Source organism: Sutcliffiella horikoshii (assembly GCF_020524325.1).
GTDB lineage: Bacteria > Bacillota > Bacilli > Bacillales > Bacillaceae_I > Sutcliffiella_A > Sutcliffiella_A horikoshii_D.
This window is the reverse complement of record NZ_JAIVKY010000008.1, coordinates 81,876-97,156: the sequence shown is the minus strand read 5'-3', so window position 1 is coordinate 97,156 and position 15,281 is coordinate 81,876. Positions and strand designations below refer to the sequence as shown.

At 39.5% G+C, this 15,281-nt stretch carries 15 protein-coding genes; 5 read left to right on the top strand and 10 right to left on the bottom strand.

Annotated features, from left to right (window positions below; all coding sequences use genetic code 11):
* Nucleotides 1–16: 16 nt before the first annotated feature.
* Both LC091_RS13170 and LC091_RS13165 read right to left on the bottom strand, forming a co-directional pair.
* Nucleotides 17–661 carry a protein kinase family protein gene (locus tag LC091_RS13170; RefSeq protein WP_226682496.1) on the bottom strand — a complete coding sequence of 215 codons (645 nt, stop codon included), beginning with the start codon at nt 659–661 and terminating at the stop codon, nt 17–19.
* 27 nt (nt 662–688) lie between these two features.
* Nucleotides 689–1,126 (bottom strand): DUF6376 family protein, encoded by a 438-nt coding sequence (locus tag LC091_RS13165; protein WP_226682495.1) that lies wholly within the window; start codon nt 1,124–1,126, stop codon nt 689–691.
* A gap of 515 nt (nt 1,127–1,641) precedes the next feature.
* On the opposite strand from LC091_RS13165, the gene LC091_RS13160 reads away from it, so the two are divergent.
* Both LC091_RS13160 and LC091_RS13155 read left to right on the top strand, forming a co-directional pair.
* Complete coding sequence (locus LC091_RS13160) at nt 1,642–1,971, top strand: PadR family transcriptional regulator (protein WP_226682494.1); 330 nt, start codon at nt 1,642–1,644, stop codon at nt 1,969–1,971.
* Nucleotides 1,922–3,145 (top strand): chromate transporter, encoded by a 1,224-nt coding sequence (locus LC091_RS13155; RefSeq protein ID WP_404819686.1) that lies wholly within the window; start codon nt 1,922–1,924, stop codon nt 3,143–3,145. Before LC091_RS13160 ends, LC091_RS13155 begins: the two co-directional genes overlap by 50 nt.
* Before the next feature lie 41 nt (nt 3,146–3,186).
* Here the strand turns inward: LC091_RS13155 and LC091_RS13150 are convergent, their stop codons facing one another.
* Together LC091_RS13150 and LC091_RS13145 are read right to left on the bottom strand one after the other, a co-directional pair.
* The gene (locus LC091_RS13150) at nt 3,187–3,630 is read right to left on the bottom strand and encodes a ferritin-like domain-containing protein (RefSeq protein ID WP_226682743.1); all 444 of its coding nucleotides are present in this window, start codon (nt 3,628–3,630) and stop codon (nt 3,187–3,189) included.
* Nucleotides 3,631–3,790: 160 nt separating this feature from the next.
* Nucleotides 3,791–5,293, bottom strand: coding sequence for a phytoene desaturase family protein (locus LC091_RS13145; RefSeq protein ID WP_226682492.1), 1,503 nt, complete (start codon nt 5,291–5,293; stop codon nt 3,791–3,793).
* Between the two features lie 284 nt (nt 5,294–5,577).
* On the opposite strand from LC091_RS13145, the gene LC091_RS13140 reads away from it, so the two are divergent.
* Nucleotides 5,578–6,171 carry an MEDS domain-containing protein gene (locus LC091_RS13140; RefSeq protein WP_226682491.1) on the top strand — a complete coding sequence of 198 codons (594 nt, stop codon included), beginning with the start codon at nt 5,578–5,580 and terminating at the stop codon, nt 6,169–6,171.
* Nucleotides 6,172–6,195: 24 nt separating this feature from the next.
* On the opposite strand, the gene LC091_RS13135 is transcribed toward LC091_RS13140, so the two are convergent.
* Nucleotides 6,196–7,611 (bottom strand): SpoVR family protein, encoded by a 1,416-nt coding sequence (locus tag LC091_RS13135; protein WP_226682490.1) that lies wholly within the window; start codon nt 7,609–7,611, stop codon nt 6,196–6,198.
* Between the two features lie 156 nt (nt 7,612–7,767).
* On the opposite strand from LC091_RS13135, the gene LC091_RS13130 reads away from it, so the two are divergent.
* Nucleotides 7,768–8,637: a sulfite exporter TauE/SafE family protein gene (locus tag LC091_RS13130; RefSeq protein WP_226682489.1), complete on the top strand. Its 870-nt coding sequence runs from the start codon at nt 7,768–7,770 to the stop codon at nt 8,635–8,637.
* A gap of 58 nt (nt 8,638–8,695) precedes the next feature.
* On the opposite strand, the gene mgtE is transcribed toward LC091_RS13130, so the two are convergent.
* On the bottom strand, nt 8,696–10,057 hold the full coding sequence (gene mgtE / locus LC091_RS13125) for a magnesium transporter (RefSeq protein WP_226682488.1): 1,362 nt from the start codon (nt 10,055–10,057) through the stop codon (nt 8,696–8,698).
* 466 nt (nt 10,058–10,523) lie between these two features.
* Nucleotides 10,524–11,552: a M14 family zinc carboxypeptidase gene (locus LC091_RS13120; protein ID WP_226682487.1), complete on the bottom strand. Its 1,029-nt coding sequence runs from the start codon at nt 11,550–11,552 to the stop codon at nt 10,524–10,526.
* Between the two features lie 139 nt (nt 11,553–11,691).
* Here LC091_RS13120 and LC091_RS13115 point away from each other — a divergent pair, with 139 nt between their 5' ends.
* Complete coding sequence (locus LC091_RS13115) at nt 11,692–11,949, top strand: YhdB family protein (protein WP_060667079.1); 258 nt, start codon at nt 11,692–11,694, stop codon at nt 11,947–11,949.
* A 708-nt stretch (nt 11,950–12,657) separates the two neighbouring features.
* Here LC091_RS13115 and LC091_RS13110 read toward each other — a convergent pair.
* The 3 genes from LC091_RS13110 to LC091_RS13100 all read right to left on the bottom strand — a co-directional run bounded on the left by LC091_RS13110 (nt 12,658) and on the right by LC091_RS13100 (nt 15,096).
* On the bottom strand, nt 12,658–13,197 hold the full coding sequence (locus tag LC091_RS13110; protein WP_226682742.1) for an NADPH-dependent FMN reductase: 540 nt from the start codon (nt 13,195–13,197) through the stop codon (nt 12,658–12,660).
* Between the two features lie 130 nt (nt 13,198–13,327).
* Nucleotides 13,328–13,960 (bottom strand): response regulator, encoded by a 633-nt coding sequence (locus LC091_RS13105; RefSeq protein WP_226682486.1) that lies wholly within the window; start codon nt 13,958–13,960, stop codon nt 13,328–13,330.
* Nucleotides 13,957–15,096 carry a GAF domain-containing sensor histidine kinase gene (locus LC091_RS13100; RefSeq protein WP_319003670.1) on the bottom strand — a complete coding sequence of 380 codons (1,140 nt, stop codon included), beginning with the start codon at nt 15,094–15,096 and terminating at the stop codon, nt 13,957–13,959. Before LC091_RS13100 ends, LC091_RS13105 begins: the two co-directional genes overlap by 4 nt.
* Nucleotides 15,097–15,281: the final 185 nt, after the last annotated feature.

The following is a 15,281-nucleotide window of genomic DNA, read 5'->3' as shown; positions in this document are numbered from 1 at the left end:
CAGGAACGGTTCTTACTTACGTGACAAATCTATTTAAAAGGTCTCTTTTGTAGAAGAAGGCAATCATCAATAAAAGTTTAGCTGGTAACTTTCTAGGAAAAATCTTCTTTTTATAATATTTATAATACCCTCTTTTTAAATCATCCCATTGTGAACACTGTTTATCCTGCTCGAAACGCACCACATCAATGAGCTTCACATTTCCTTCTGGGGTAATTAAGATATTATGAAGATGGATGTCAGAAGGGTTAAGACCCCTTTTCTTTGCTAATAGAATCGCATGATCTACTTCATCCAACACGTTTTCATCAATATGTTTCCCCTTCACTAAACATTCAAAAAGGGTTAACCCATCAATATAATCAATGACAATAAAATTTTCTCCTGAGGCATGCATCACAGGGAAATAGCAAATGCCCTCTAATTTTTTGTATATTTTAGCTTCTCTTTTAGCTAAATGTTCAAAGGGAGGATAGAACACTTTTAGCACTTTTTTTGTATTCTTAAGCTTAAAAACATACGCACTTCGGCCAGATCCGGCAATCGTTAGTTCCTTATCATTAAATGACTCTACTTCAACATGTTTCTGAGCTCGCTTGAAAATAACAGAACCTGCAAGTTGCAGATAAGATGTGTTCATTTCTGTAGTTGTTCCCCTCATCTGGCATCTCCTACTCTCCTGAAAACATTAAGAACCTAATTCCTCCAATAGGTTCATCATCGTCGTTACTTCATTTATTAATGTATATAGCTCCGAATCTTGCAGCTTCTCTAGTGCCAATTCCCCGTCCACCAAAGCATTTTCAATTACATCTTGAATTGCTTGATTTTTGTCCACAATTTGTTGATGTACATCTTCTGCAATGGCTGGAGCTTCCGTGTTATCAAACTCTTCTATTTCAACAAGCATTTCATTTAACCTAGTCTCCAACTCTTCCTTCGCATTGGCATCTGTAGCTGCTTCTTGAATCATTTGAGGTGCTTCCTCCCCAAAGTCCTTCCAAGTGTTAATATGCTCCGTTGCTTCATTGACATATTCCAATGAACTATTTACTTCTTCCATTATAGAACAACCACTTAATAGAATAGATGACAACAATGCAATCGTGATAATTACTTTACGCATCTAATCTCCTCCTATTTTTTCATACGTTTCTTTACTTCTTTTATAACCACAGGCAAGACCTTCTTTTTAGCAATCTTAGCGCCTTCTTTTAAAATAAATGCTTTGAATAATTTCTTAATCATTAATGCGACCTCCCCAATTTTTATCCCAATGAAAAAGACCCTTCACCATATGGCGAAAGGTCTCTCTATACAACAGACCTTTGCCAGACTAATGAAGCTGACAAAGGTCTCGCTAACAACATATTGTTGCCAACAAAGCCGAGGACATGGTCCCGTAATGACGACTTTGCTGAATAAGCTACTCCCCTTTGGGATAATACGTAATTTTATTACCTTCATTCTAGCCCATTAGGCTCAAAACGTCAACTTTTCAAAAGGTTTGTAAATGTTATGTAAAGTTTTTCGGTACATATAGGGGCATAATAAAATATGTGATATATTGATATCGGAAATCGATATCGGGTTTCGTGAACTCGGATAATCTTCCGACTATCTATAAAAGGAGGACGTAATTTGGAAGAAAGAGTACTTAGAAAATTATTCCTCGGTTTTATTCAAATTCATATTCTTCACCATGCAAAAGAACATCCAGTTTATGGGGCTTGGATGCTAGAAGAACTACGAGAGCATGGTTACTCTATTAGTGCTGGAACATTATATCCTATCTTCCATTCCATGGAAAAAGACGGTCTATTGCTTAAGGAGGACCAAAAAGTTGAGGGTAAAATCAGAAAGAATTATACAATTACAGAAAAAGGAAACCTCATCTTAAAAGAAGCAAGAAACAAGGCTTATGAGCTTTTTAAAGAGATTAAAGAAGGTGATCAACTTGAAGACAACTAACAAATTAAAAGCACTCATAGAAATTTTAATTGTATCAACCAGACTGGGCCTTACTTCTTTCGGTGGACCAGTAGCCCATCTCGGTTACTTCCATGCCGAATATGTACGTCGTAGAAAATGGTTGGATGAAAAGAGTTATGCTGACCTTGTAGCTTTATGTCAATTCTTACCTGGACCTGCGAGCAGTCAGGTCGGTATAGGAATAGGCGTTATGCGAGCAGGAGTACTTGGAGGCATTGTTTCCTTTTTAGGATTCACGTTACCATCAGTATTAGCATTAATAATATTCGCTATCATCTTACAGGGTTTTGACGTAGGTAATGCCGGCTGGATTCACGGGTTGAAGATTGTCGCAGTAGCTGTTGTTGCTCATGCCATTTTAGGGATGGCGAACAACCTTACTCCAGATCTTAAAAGAAAAGCTATCGCATTATTTGCAATGGTAGTTACGTTATTGTGGCAAACCGCATTCTCCCAGGTGGGTGTCATCCTCGTTGCCGCTATTGTAGGCTTTATCTTATTTAAGCAAACTATCACAACAGATGACTCTCGTATGGAATTTCCGATTTCCAAGCGCTTCGCGGTAATCTGCTTAACACTATTTTTCGGACTACTCATTTTGTTGCCAATCTTAAGAGAAGCCACTTCGCTAAACTGGGTGGCACTGTTTGACAGCTTCTACCGTTCCGGATCTTTAGTATTTGGTGGAGGACATGTGGTCCTTCCTTTACTAGAGCGTGAATTCGTTCCAACTGGTTGGATTAGTGAAGAAGCATTTCTTGCAGGTTACGGTGCTGCCCAAGCAGTCCCTGGTCCATTATTTACGTTCGCCGCTTATATCGGTGCTGTCATTGACGGCTGGAAGGGCGGGCTTTTAGCAACATTTGCTATCTTCCTTCCTGCCTTCCTCTTAATTCTTGGAACTTTACCATTTTGGGATTCTTTACGTCGTAATTCAAAAGTAAAAGCAGCATTAATGGGTATAAATGCTGCGGTAGTTGGAATTTTAATCTCAGCATTTTACTTCCCAATTTGGACCAGTTCGGTCTTAGCTCCAATTGATTTTGCTTTTGCAGCTATCTTGTTCAGCATGCTTGACTACTGGAAGCTTCCACCTTGGATGATTGTATTAACAGGTGCCATTGGCGGAACGTTGATGGGATTGTTGCTATGAAAAAAACAACCGACCTCTCACAGGAGAAGTCGGTTGTTTTGTTATCCCTTGCTATCCGTATAAAAATACAAAAACCACACTGCATGGTTCTGTTCATCTGCTGCAGCCCTCTTAAACACTCTACGAATGTACGGGTTTTGCGTCGAATCGGCGATGTCTAAATAAAAATCCACGGTTTCCTGTTCATCCTTCAACGATGCGACCAAACCCTCTTGGTAATTATCCGAACACTCTTCCGTAACTTCCGGAGTAGCGGCTTTACCAGTTAACGATTGATAGATTTGACTGAACGTATTATAGTGCTTAATCTCGTCTTCTCTTATTTCCGATATTCTCTTCTGAGTTTCCGTATCTGGCGCCATCTGGGCAAGCTTTTCGTAACAGGCAATGGCACTATATTCTCCATTGATGGCTTTCATGATATTTTCTATTAAAGTGGGATCTTGTTGAGCCCTTGTATAGTATGGATAATAATACCCGTTCATCATGTTCCCCCTCCTTTTCGTCAGTAATTCCTTATACTCTATGATGCAATGTTATTAATCATACCTATTAATGTCTCTACTAGTAGAACAAAACTGTATACATCCGCATTGAAGCGTCTATTCCTAAAGTGATAATGTAAAAAGCACCCTGAAGGAGACATCACATGTCTCCTTCAGGGTGCTTTCCTTTTATTGCATCCGCAACGATCCAGCCACTCAAGCTGCTTCCTAATGAGCCAGCTCCAGGGAAAACGGTATCTCCACAAAACCATAGCCCTTCCACGCCAGAGTTTGGAGAGTAGCTTTTCAAGAAACTATATTTCCCTGATGGAATAAAGCCGCCTACCTTTCCATAAGCCCTTTGTGTATATCGCTTAAAAGTCACGGGAGTCCCCGCCATCTTCACATCAATTTTAGAAGAGAAACTCGAAAACTTCTTATCAATTGAATCAATAATCTTCTCCGTGTATTCTTCTTTTATATTTTCATACCTTTCCCTCTCCCACCATTTCTCGACATTTGTATGGGTAGAAATAGTAATGGATCTTTTTCCAGGTGGAGCGAACTTCGTATCCCCCTCTTGTGACATGGAAAATAAGAATTGATTTCCTTCTGATAATGGAGAGTCATAGGAGGAGATAAACTGATGAAATGGAATGGAACTCGTTTCCTTCATCATAAAAGAGGGTTCTGCTCCAATATAGAGAGTAAAGGCTCCCCAAGCATCCTTTTCTCTTTCTTTTTGTTCTTTGATAACAAGGTTTTGATGCAACTCAGGTTCCAGCAAGGAAAATACATTATGAATCGGAGCATTCATTATTACCTGTTTCGTTCTGAATACTTGCCCACGTTTCGTCATAACTGTCCATACTTCCCCCTGTTTGGCAATACTGACAACTTTATGACGCAGGCGCAGTTCTCCGCCTGAAGCCCGGTAGCTTTCCGCTAATGCATGAATAATGGACGCCAAACCTCCCGCCACATAAAAAGCGCCCTTGTGAAAAATACTTAAGGCCATATAGCCTAACAAGGACGGACAAAAAGTTGCTGTAGTCTGAACACTATCCAATAGCTGACCATTAATAAACGTCATAAACGGCTTATTTTCCGTCAAACCATATTTAGATAATCGATCTTGTACGGATTGAGTCAAGTAAGGGGCTAACCCTAGAAGTTTCACATTCATACTTTTTAGTAATTGAAAGTACTCAGATACGGTAGAGGGAGGGAAAATATTCCTTTTCTCTACAAAAATCTGCAAAATCTTAGATACTTTAAATACCTCCTCAAAAAAGGAAAAAACCCGGTCTTGATCGCTATCAAATTTATATGCTACTTCCTTATACCATTTTTCTTTTTCCGAGAAGTAAGTTATCGTCCGGTCTGGAAGGTACACATTCATGATTTCATCGAGCTTTTTCATTGGTGGTAGTGGCGCACCCAGCTCTTCAAATAGTTTCTTTAACATCCCTCCTTCTTCAAAACCCATGCCAACTGTCGCACCTGCACTAAACCTGTAGCCTGCACGGTCAAATTTGCTTGCACACCCACCAAGCTCACTTGCAGCTTCAAGTGTTAAAACATCATAACCGGCTTTCGCAAGAAGTGCTGCCGAAGTAATTCCACCAAATCCGCTTCCGATAACAATTGCGTCTATAAGCATGTTTTCCCCTTCTCTCTTACATGGTAATTCCTATTATATACAATGGGTATAAAGTCTCTAACGTTTGATGTGTTTGAAACTTTAATCGCTTTAACAAAAAGATTATACAATGAAAGACGAGTACTTTTTTCCGCTTTATAATCGACTTGCAGGCTATATCAGTCTAAATACAAAATATTTTTACAGATTAGTGTTATAATGAATCAGAGTTCCTCTAGAAAAACATAATGGTGGCATTATTAACCTTAGTTGCCTTATAAGGTTAAACTTAATGTTTATTTTGGTTGAAATCAAAATCTAATTTAGAGGTGAGACCAATTACTACTCATACCATCCTTAATCTAGAGAATTTAAAAGAAGGTCATATTTTTTACCGCTTTAAAGATAAAGATGCCTATATAAATAACTTAATATCTTTTATAGCCGTTGGTTTGGTTAATGGGGATAACATCCTGATTATTGAAAGCATGAAAAATCTTCCGAAAATAAAGAAGGAAGTGACACAGAAGTTTAGCAAAGAGCAACAAACTTCTATAAGAATGGTCAATAACTTCGATTATTATTTTTCTGGTGGAGATTTTAATACAGCAACCATTTTGAAGCATTTCGAAAAAGATCTTACTTTAATAAAAAAAGTTAACCGCTCCGTACGTACATGGGCTCATGTGGAATGGGCTTCAGACAATCCCGATGCTGAGCAACTAAGGGATTATGAAGGCATTGCTGATGACTTTGTTGTAAGAGAAAGGATGATTTCGGTATGCGCATACTCCTGCAATTCTCTTTCTCCCATCCTTCATTCAGCACTAGAACAAGTTCATAAATATGTGATGACTGATGATGACTTTACCATTTCAAAATCATATAAAAAACCTTGAGGGCTTCCCTCAAGGTTTTCTTTGTTATATATACTTCCGGTGCACACTCTTACCGTCATACGTAAACAACACATTTTTCGTCTCAATAACCGATTCCATATGGACAGGTCTACCCCAAATTTGAAAGATGTACGGCATTACTTTTTCAAGATATTTAAGGTCGAGTTCAATTCCCTCAAACCAATGCTTCAAATATAGCTCCCCTGCTCTTAGGTAGTCCCCATCATTAACCGTAATATATGGGAACCCACCGTTAACACGCATATTTACCAGTTGATCTCGTACTTGTTCCCAAGCCTTATCGACAATTTTGTAATCTTTCCCCTGCTTTTGGAAAAGATACATATCCTCTCGCATCACCAAATCCTTATTAAGATAGTTGCGCAGGAAGGAAATATCTGATTCCACTTCCCTCACCTCGAACATTTTCTCACGCCCAGATCCTGGTTTTACTCCATCACGCAGCATGGATTCCGTAGGATTATTGTACCGTTCTTCAATATCCTCGAAAATTTTGATCCCAAGATAGTATGGATTGATGCTCGTTTTTGAAGGCTGCACGACACCTGCGTTTAATTTTGCATATTCCAGTGCCTCATCGCTTGTCAAGTCCATTTCACGCAAGATACGTTGATGCCAGTACGAAGCCCAGCCTTCGTTCATGATTTTCGTTTCCATTTGTGGCCAAAAATAGAGCATTTCTTCTCGCATCATCGTCAGAATATCACGCTGCCAGTCTTCAAGCTCGCTGCTGTATTGTTCAATAAATAGAAGAATATCCTTTTCTGGTTGAGGAGGAAATTTCTTTTTTCTTTTCTTTGGCACTGCTTTTGGCTTACTCCGATTATCCAAATTCCACAAATCATCATATTGACTCGCCTTTTTCGGCGCTTCCTCCTCCTCCTCCATATCTTCCATGCTCCAAGCAAGTTTGGAACGAATAAGAGAAGGGTCAATATGTTCTTGTATGGCAAGGACTGCATTCAAGAAGTCCTCTACTTCTTTTTTTCCATAATCCTGTTCATATTGTTTAATTCTCTCCGCTGTTGCAGCCATACTTTCCACCATATCCCTGTTCGTGTTTTGGAACCGGCAATTATTCTTAAAAAAATCACAGTGGGCAAGTACATGCGCAACAATTAGCTTATTTTGAATAAGCGAATTTGTATCCAATAGAAAGGCATAACAAGGATTTGAGTTAATGACCAATTCATATATCTTACTGAGTCCAAGATCATAATGAAGTTTCATCTTATGAAATTGTTTCCCAAAGCTCCAATGGGAAAAGCGTGTCGGCATTCCGTATGCTCCAAACGTATAGATGATATCAGCAGGACAAATTTCATATCGCATTGGGTAAAAGTCCAGTCCAAAACCTTTGGCAATCTCGGTAATTTCATCAATGGCATGGAATAAGGCTTTCTCATCATTTGCTCTCATTAAAACTACCTCCCTTTTCCTCTTATCACAATGTATGAACAAGGTGACAATAACATGAGAAGGGATTGTTCTATTGCGTCTTTTTTCTATATACAAACCCCTGACTTTGTCACAATGTTATACTGAGGATAAGCGTTTTTGGAGGAGAATACATAGATGGAATTTTTATTATTTATACTATTAGGATTTTCAATCAGTATGCTTTCTGGTTTTTTTGGAATAGGAGGCGGCCTTGTACTGACACCAGTTTTGCTTCTTATTGGTTACACACCTATTGAGGCGATTTCCACAAGCCTTCTCTATACCATTGGAACATCCATGGCCGGTGTGTATGCTCATTTTAAAATGAATAACATTCAATGGAAGGCAGCAGTCATTATCGGAGCAAGTGGTGTCGTTGCTACACAAATTGCCTACCCTGTTGTAAGCTGGCTTGAGTCAAATGGGTATGATACCTCTGTTGTACCGATTCTGTACCTTGCATTACTCACTTATTTTGCCTATAAAATGCTGAAGAAGGATAAAGGAGCTAATCGAGTTGCTTATGATGCCACTTCAAACAAGCAGAGTTTCTGGAAATTCATCTTCATTGGGTTTATTGCTGGATTTTTATCAACCTCTCTAGGTGTTGGTGGGGGATTTATCATTGTTCCGTTATTGATTGCTTACTACGGCTTCTCTTCTAAACAGGCAGTGGCAACAAGCCTTGCAGGAGTCATCTTGATTGTCAGTGCAGGATTTATTACATATGCAGTCAATAATCCGATTAACTTCAAGGTGGGATTATTATTGATTGCGGGAGCCATCCTTGGTTCTCAGTTGGGTGCAAAAGCCACTTCTTTCTTTAATAGCAGGAGCATTCAGAAACTGTTGGGTTTCCTTTATATCGTTACCATGATTAGTCTCATTTTAGAGATGGTAGAACTGTCTACAGTCGGCTTGGTTGCCTTAGGGTGTTACACCATATTTATTAATATCTTCTTGCTGATGAGGCTTTTAAAGAAGAAAGCACTACCGTCTCATTAGACAAAAAAAGTCCATCCTATCTCACGATTACTGTTGGAGAGGATGGACTTTTTATTTTTTATGGTGCCAAGTAAGAAAGAAATGCTGTCGCAATTCCAAAATAAATTAATAAAGAAAGGATATCATTTACTGTTGTGATAAGCGGACCGGACGCAATGGCCGGGTCGATGTTCAATTTATAAAGAATTAAGGGAATTATAGTACCCGCAAGTGTACCGATGATTAGAGTGAAAAATAAAGAAACACCTACAACCATTCCCAAGATCAAATCGCCTCGCCAAACAAATGCAATAATGGCAATCAAAATAGCGCATGTTATCCCAATGGTTATTCCAACTCCAAGTTCACGTAAAACAACTTTTGTAACCAACTTTTTATCCAAATCACGAGAAATTAATCCACGAACAATCACAGCAAGCGATTGCGTACCTGTGTTACCTGTCATCCCTGCAATCATCGGCATAAAGAATGCCAACGCAACAACTGTACCTAATGTATCTTCAAATCCGCTTATAATGCTGCCTGAAATAAGTCCAATAAATAATAATAAGATCAACCACGGCAAACGTCTTGCAGAAGCCACTAGCGCAGGTGTATCAAAGTCAATGTCTTTACCAGATGCAGATAGTTTTTCAATATCTTCATTTGCTTCTTGAATGACAACGTCTATGACATCATCGACTGTAATAATACCAATTAGTGTTTTTTCATCGTCCACAACAGGGACGGCTAAAAAGTCATAACGCTCGATGATATTTGCCACTTCTTCTTGGTCAGTATCAACATGAACGGAAATGACCCTGGAAAACATAATTTCCTGAATCCTTTCGTGCGCATCAGCCAAAATAAGATCACGATAAGAGACAACGCCTACAAGCCTTTTCTCTTCGTCAATGACATATAAGTAGTTGATTGTTTCAGCGAGTTCCGCAAATGATTTAAGTTTATCGACCACTTCTCGGACTGTGTATTCCTGAGGTATCCATACATACCGATTTGTCATCAATCGACCGGCAGTTTCCGCTTCGTATTTCATTAAATCCTGAACGGCGGTGGATTCTTCTTTGTTCATTTTTGCTAGGAATTTGCTTTTGACCTCTGGATCCATTTCATCGAACAATGATGCTAAATCATCATTATCCATACGGTCCATAACTTTAGCCGATTTTTCCACGCCGATTTTTTGTAATACTTCTAACTGCAATTCTTGGTTTAGCTCTTGAATCAGGGCAGTCAACTGCTCAATTGTAAGGTATGTGAGAAACCTTACTTTATGTTTTTCAGGAAGCTGTTGATAGATGACTCCTGTATCATATGGCTGAAGTTCTTCTATGATATCTTGGAAAGCTTTTCGCTTACCGTCTTTTAAAAAGGTAATGATGTTTAGTATGATTTGATCCTCTGTCATGTTTTTCACCATGAGCTTTGCCTCCTCTGCATGCTAAGGAGTACAAGGAATCACATCTTTATTTTACCAAAGGTGTGGTAACTAATAATGATATGTATGTTCCTGTACTTCTTATAATATTCGTCCTCGGACTTGGACTACTATCCATTTTCGTTACCACCACCTTGAAATGAAAATTAATATAACGTGTAACTGTCTGTTTCCCTTCGTTCCAGGTGTTCGCTTTCCGCGGGACGGTGCTTGAGCCTACAGTCAACAGGGGGAATCTGATTTTACTCATTAAAAAAGCACCTGTCATTTTTGACGAATGAAGGTGCAATAAGCCCCGCCTTAACGAAGGTAAAATGAGTTGATTTGATTTATCATAATTACTACTCTACAAGGGAAAAACGGACGGTGTCAACCTTTTTTAGCTACTCTTAAATAAAACAGACACCAAAAATAATACCCCTTTTTTTCTGTTGAAAAACCTCTACCGTTATTCTGCCTCATTCATTTTGGATTCATTACGATCAAGAAACAGATTTTTTGCTTTAGCCACAAGGTAGATCCCCACCTTTTTATTCCGCTTCCATTCTTCCTGAAAAACAGATATCGGAGGGTTTGTCTCTTCCACAAAATAAGAAATCTCCGGTGTGAAAGAAGGCCTATTGAATTCTGAAACAAACCAGTCGGAAAACCCTCCACCAACCGCATGCTCCTCCGGTTGGTCAAGTAGATAACCTGTTAACTTTGATAAGTGATCTGCTATATTCTTATCTCGTTTCACCACTGCTTGATTATTTTTGAAGTACCAATACAGAACTCTCCCCGAGGAGTGATAGGTGACCGCCATCAACGGCTCTACTTCCTTTGTAAAATGTACAACTGCCCTGACCTCTTTCGCCTGCAGCGGATACTTCCCTTTATAATACTGATAGGATGGTGCCGTTGTTTTTTCTTTGATGCTTTCCCAGCCTGCTGGGTATTGCCTGTTCAAATCAATTCCAATACCATTTGCTTTCCATCGATCAAAATCGATACTATTTTCATTCATGTGGATTAATCGATTTTGATAATTTTTAGGCAAAAAACCTATCCCTTCTTGTTGAATCCGTATCCCATCCGGATTGACCATCGGGACAAACCATATCGAAACCTCATCTAACAGTTGCGAATTATAACCAAATATATCTTCACCTCTCCTATACGCTTCTAAGTAATATTCCAGCTTAGTCATGACAAGACTTGTCGTAAGCCATTCCCTTCCATGGTGACCACCAAGAATAATAATGTTTTCTTTGCCTTTACCTATTTTTGCAGACCAAATATTCTGACCAAACTCTGATTTACCAATAAGCTTAATTTGAATGTCTTCGTTATACTTTCTTTTCAAAAGCCTTAAATCTTCCCTCATCCTGTCATACGTATACCATTCTTGAGCATTCACTATTTGTGCTGCTTCTAAAATGAGTGGGTTAATTTGCACAAATATAAACAATAAAACAATCGCTTTCCATCGCTTCATTTATACACCTCAAAATCGCATTTCATTTATTTTGTGTAAGTTTTCGAATGGAGATACGACCAACATTTTCAACGGAGGAAACATCACTTTTTGACACAAAATAATAACACTCCTTAACAAGAGGAGGCGAGGATTCCAGATGAACACAGTTGATTATGACCGCGCCTTATATTACACGCACCGATCTGAGTGGGATAACTTGCTTATCCTGATGGTGCGGACTAAAGATGACTTCCTTTCCAAAAATATCGAGCATTTCCTTCACTCCTACAATTTTTCAAAGGATTATAAGGAAATTGAGAATAACCTCTATCAATTGCTTCGATATATTGATCACGCTGTAACAAGGAGCACAGAAGATCAATTGGATGAAATCAGTCACGGATATATGGTGTAAATCATTTCTTAGGCAAACAGTGATCCGGGGTGCTATGAGCCTTGGGTTGCTGTTTTTATTATTGTTTTTGGGCCAATTAGACTTTGCACGAACGGATTTCTGAAAGAAAGTATCCCTAGAAGAAAAGAGACGACCATGAAGACTCCTCTTGTCCTATTCTCTTGCTATTCAAGTCTTCATACCGCTCATGAAGACTTCTCTCGCCCGATTTTCTTGCTACACAAGTCCTCATACCGCTCATGAAGACTTCTCTCGCCCGATTTTCTTGCTACACAAGTCCTCATACCATTCATCAAGACTTCTCTCGCCTGATTTTCTTGCCACACAGGTCTTCATACCATTCATGAAGACTTCTCTGGCCCGATTTTCTTGCTACACAAGTCCTCATATCATTCATGAAGACTTCTCTCGCCTGATTTTCTTGCCACACAGGTCTTCATACCATTCATGAAGACTTCTCTGGCCCGATTTTCTTGCTACACAAGTCCTCATATCATTCATGAAGACTTCTCTCGCCTGATTTTCTTGCCACACAGGTCTTCATACCATTCATGAAGACTTCTCTGGCCCGATTTTCTTGCTACACAAGTCCTCATACCGCTCATGAAGACTTCTCTCGCCTGATTTTCTTGCTACTCAGGTCTTCATACCGACCTAACTGACAATGAAGACCTATCAACAAATGATAAAACAAAAAAAGGCCCTTAATTAGGCCTCTTCATTTTGCAACAAATATTCTCGCATTTTCACATACATCACTAACTCTTTATATAGTGCATCAACCAACTCCGCACTCTCTTCATTCAAAGAATCATTTTCATAATCAAAACAATGCGGATCCAAAACCAATTGCCTTGGGATCACATTCGCATAAACGCCACGGCCCACCACACGCATATTGTTTAATGCATTGATACCGCCTTTTCCACCACCTGCTACTGCCAATAACCCAACAGGCTTGCTATGGAACTGCTCGCTGCCCATAAAATCCAACGCGTTTTTCAATGCACCACTCATGCCGCTATGGTACTCAGGAGACAAAAGAAGCACAGCATCTGAAAGTTTAACTTTCGCTCTCAAGGACTCCACGTTTTCAAGTTCCGCCTGATAAGACTCTCCATTGTATAACGGAATGTCCCCTTCACTTAAATCAATAACCTCTACCCCATATTTATTTTGAAAAAATCTTGCTGCTATCCCTGTACGACCATTTTTTCTTGGACTACCGCTTATCGCTAAAATTTTCATCACTATTTACTCCCTCCAACTGTCTTTATACTTTTAGTATATTCGACATTCTTCAATGGCAAATCGGAAGAAATAGCTAACTTTCCCTACGAAAAATGAATCATTTTTTCTACGACCAAAGATGTAGGTTTCAGGCAATGCCATGTTTCACAGCATATAATGCCGCCTGCGTCCGATCTGCCAACTCCAACTTTGCTAAAATATTGGAGACATGCGTCTTTACAGTCTTTTCAGTAATGAAAAGGGTAGAAGCAATCTCTTTATTGCTTTTCCCTTTTGCAATCTCCGCTAAAACTTCTCGTTCTCTTTTGGTAAGTTCCTCATGAAGATTCTTATTTCCCATACCTCTTGCAAAATGGGACATAACATGAGAAGTCACCTTGGGGTGGAGCTGACTCTCGCCACGATGGACAGCACGTATAGATTCAATCAGCTGATCAGGTTCTACATCTTTTAATTGATAGCCGGACGCGCCTGCACGGATGGCAGGGATTACATGGTCCTGGTCAGAGAAACTCGTCAGAATCAATACCTTGGACGGAATTTTTCTTTCCATAATCTGCTTCGTTGCTTCAATTCCATCCATATCAGGCATAACCAAATCCATAAGAATAACGTCTGGTTGCAAGGCTTCGGCAAGTTCCACTGCTTCCTTTCCGTTTTTCGCTTCCCCGACGATTTCAATATCTTTTTGTGTTTTTAAGAAGAAAAGCAAGCCTCTTCTCACCACATGATGGTCATCTGCAATTATGATTCTGATCATTCTTTCTCCCCCTTAGTCACTGGCATCTCCACACGTACCATTGTGCCTTTTCCTAATTCACTTAAAAGAATAAATTTTCCTCCAAGCGCCTCCGTTCTCTCTTTCATGCTTCTTAACCCTAATGAAGGGATTTCTTCACTTTGTGTAAAAGAAAAGCCTGTTCCGGTATCTTTTATCTCCATAGAAACTCTTTTATTTTTCACTTCAATTAACAGGCATGCCTCTTTTTTCCCTGCATGCTTTTTACAATTATTTAATGCCTCCTGCCCTATTCTCCATAAACATTCTTCCATATGGTTTGGGAGATCAATGACACCATTTACCTCGGAATGAATGCTTAAACCAAGCACTTTTCCGTAGTTGAGCAGTGCACTGACGACCCCGTTTTCCAACCCTTCTGGCCTCAATTGCCAAATGAGCGCTCGCATTTCACTTAATGCCTCTTGTGAAAGTTCCTGCATATAGGTCAGCATTTCGAGAATTTGCGGGTCTTTTGTCAGTTCTTTTGTTCCTCTTGCTGTGAGCATGAGTGAGAAAAGAAGTTGATTAACTGAATCATGTAAATCCCTAGCTAAACGGTTTCTTTCTGCCAAAATGGAAAGGTGTTGCTCGTTTTCTGAAAGCCTGATACGCTTGATGGCAGTTCCAATTTGATAGGCAACCGACTCTAAAAGCGCCAGTTCTGTATCGGAGAAATGTGTTTTGGAAGGTGACGCTACATTCAGAAGGCCAAACTTTTCTTCTCCTGCACGTAATGGGACTGTTGCATGGTGGGTAATATCGTTGGTTTCCCCCCACTCAAACTTTATTGCATCCTCAAGCCTTTTGCAGGCAATGATATTGGATGCCCGCTTCAGCCGACCGTCCTGATAGCGATCAAGGCACCAACACCCTCCCTCGCACATAGGTTTTTTATTGTTGCTTTTGAGTGCAGCCGGGAGCTCGTGTTCCGCTGCCAATGTATAATTTCCTTTTTCATCTATAAGATAGATCCAGCCTGTTTGGAGGCCTGTCACTTGAAGTAGTTCTTTTAACACACTTTCTAGCATTGTCGGTAAATCATTTGCTTGGTTAAGCGATTCCGCAATGATTTTTAGCGCGCGCAGTTCTTGGATTCTTTGATTTTCCTGGACCACTTTAAATGTCCCCCTTGTTTCGTCTAGCTTACTTGTCACCTTTTATCTTTCTATTGTAACAATCAGAATCCCTTTTGGCTTTCGGAAAAAGTCGGGGGTTTTTGTACGACTTTGGTCGTAGGTGTATTGAATCTGCAACATATAATCTTCATACTGCACCTAACGAAGCGTTAAAGTATGCAATT

Bases quoted from the DNA above. Each gene is read 5' to 3' on its own strand.
- LC091_RS13145 (WP_226682492.1), bottom strand. From the start codon at position 5,293: ATGCTTATAGACGCAATTGTTATCGGAAGCGGATTTGGTGGAATTACT.
- LC091_RS13165 (WP_226682495.1), bottom strand. From the start codon at position 1,126: ATGCGTAAAGTAATTATCACGATTGCATTGTTGTCATCTATTCTATTA.
- LC091_RS13170 (WP_226682496.1), bottom strand. From the start codon at position 661: ATGAGGGGAACAACTACAGAAATGAACACATCTTATCTGCAACTTGCA.
- LC091_RS13105 (WP_226682486.1), bottom strand. From the start codon at position 13,960: ATGATCAGAATCATAATTGCAGATGACCATCATGTGGTGAGAAGAGGC.
- LC091_RS13135 (WP_226682490.1), bottom strand. From the start codon at position 7,611: ATGAGAGCAAATGATGAGAAAGCCTTATTCCATGCCATTGATGAAATT.
- LC091_RS13130 (WP_226682489.1), top strand. From the start codon at position 7,768: ATGGAATTTTTATTATTTATACTATTAGGATTTTCAATCAGTATGCTT.
- LC091_RS13155 (WP_404819686.1), top strand. From the start codon at position 1,922: ATGAGCTTTTTAAAGAGATTAAAGAAGGTGATCAACTTGAAGACAACT.
- LC091_RS13120 (WP_226682487.1), bottom strand. From the start codon at position 11,552: ATGAAGCGATGGAAAGCGATTGTTTTATTGTTTATATTTGTGCAAATT.
- LC091_RS13150 (WP_226682743.1), bottom strand. From the start codon at position 3,630: ATGAACGGGTATTATTATCCATACTATACAAGGGCTCAACAAGATCCC.
- LC091_RS13110 (WP_226682742.1), bottom strand. From the start codon at position 13,197: ATGAAAATTTTAGCGATAAGCGGTAGTCCAAGAAAAAATGGTCGTACA.
- mgtE (WP_226682488.1), bottom strand. From the start codon at position 10,057: ATGGTGAAAAACATGACAGAGGATCAAATCATACTAAACATCATTACC.
- LC091_RS13115 (WP_060667079.1), top strand. From the start codon at position 11,692: ATGAACACAGTTGATTATGACCGCGCCTTATATTACACGCACCGATCT.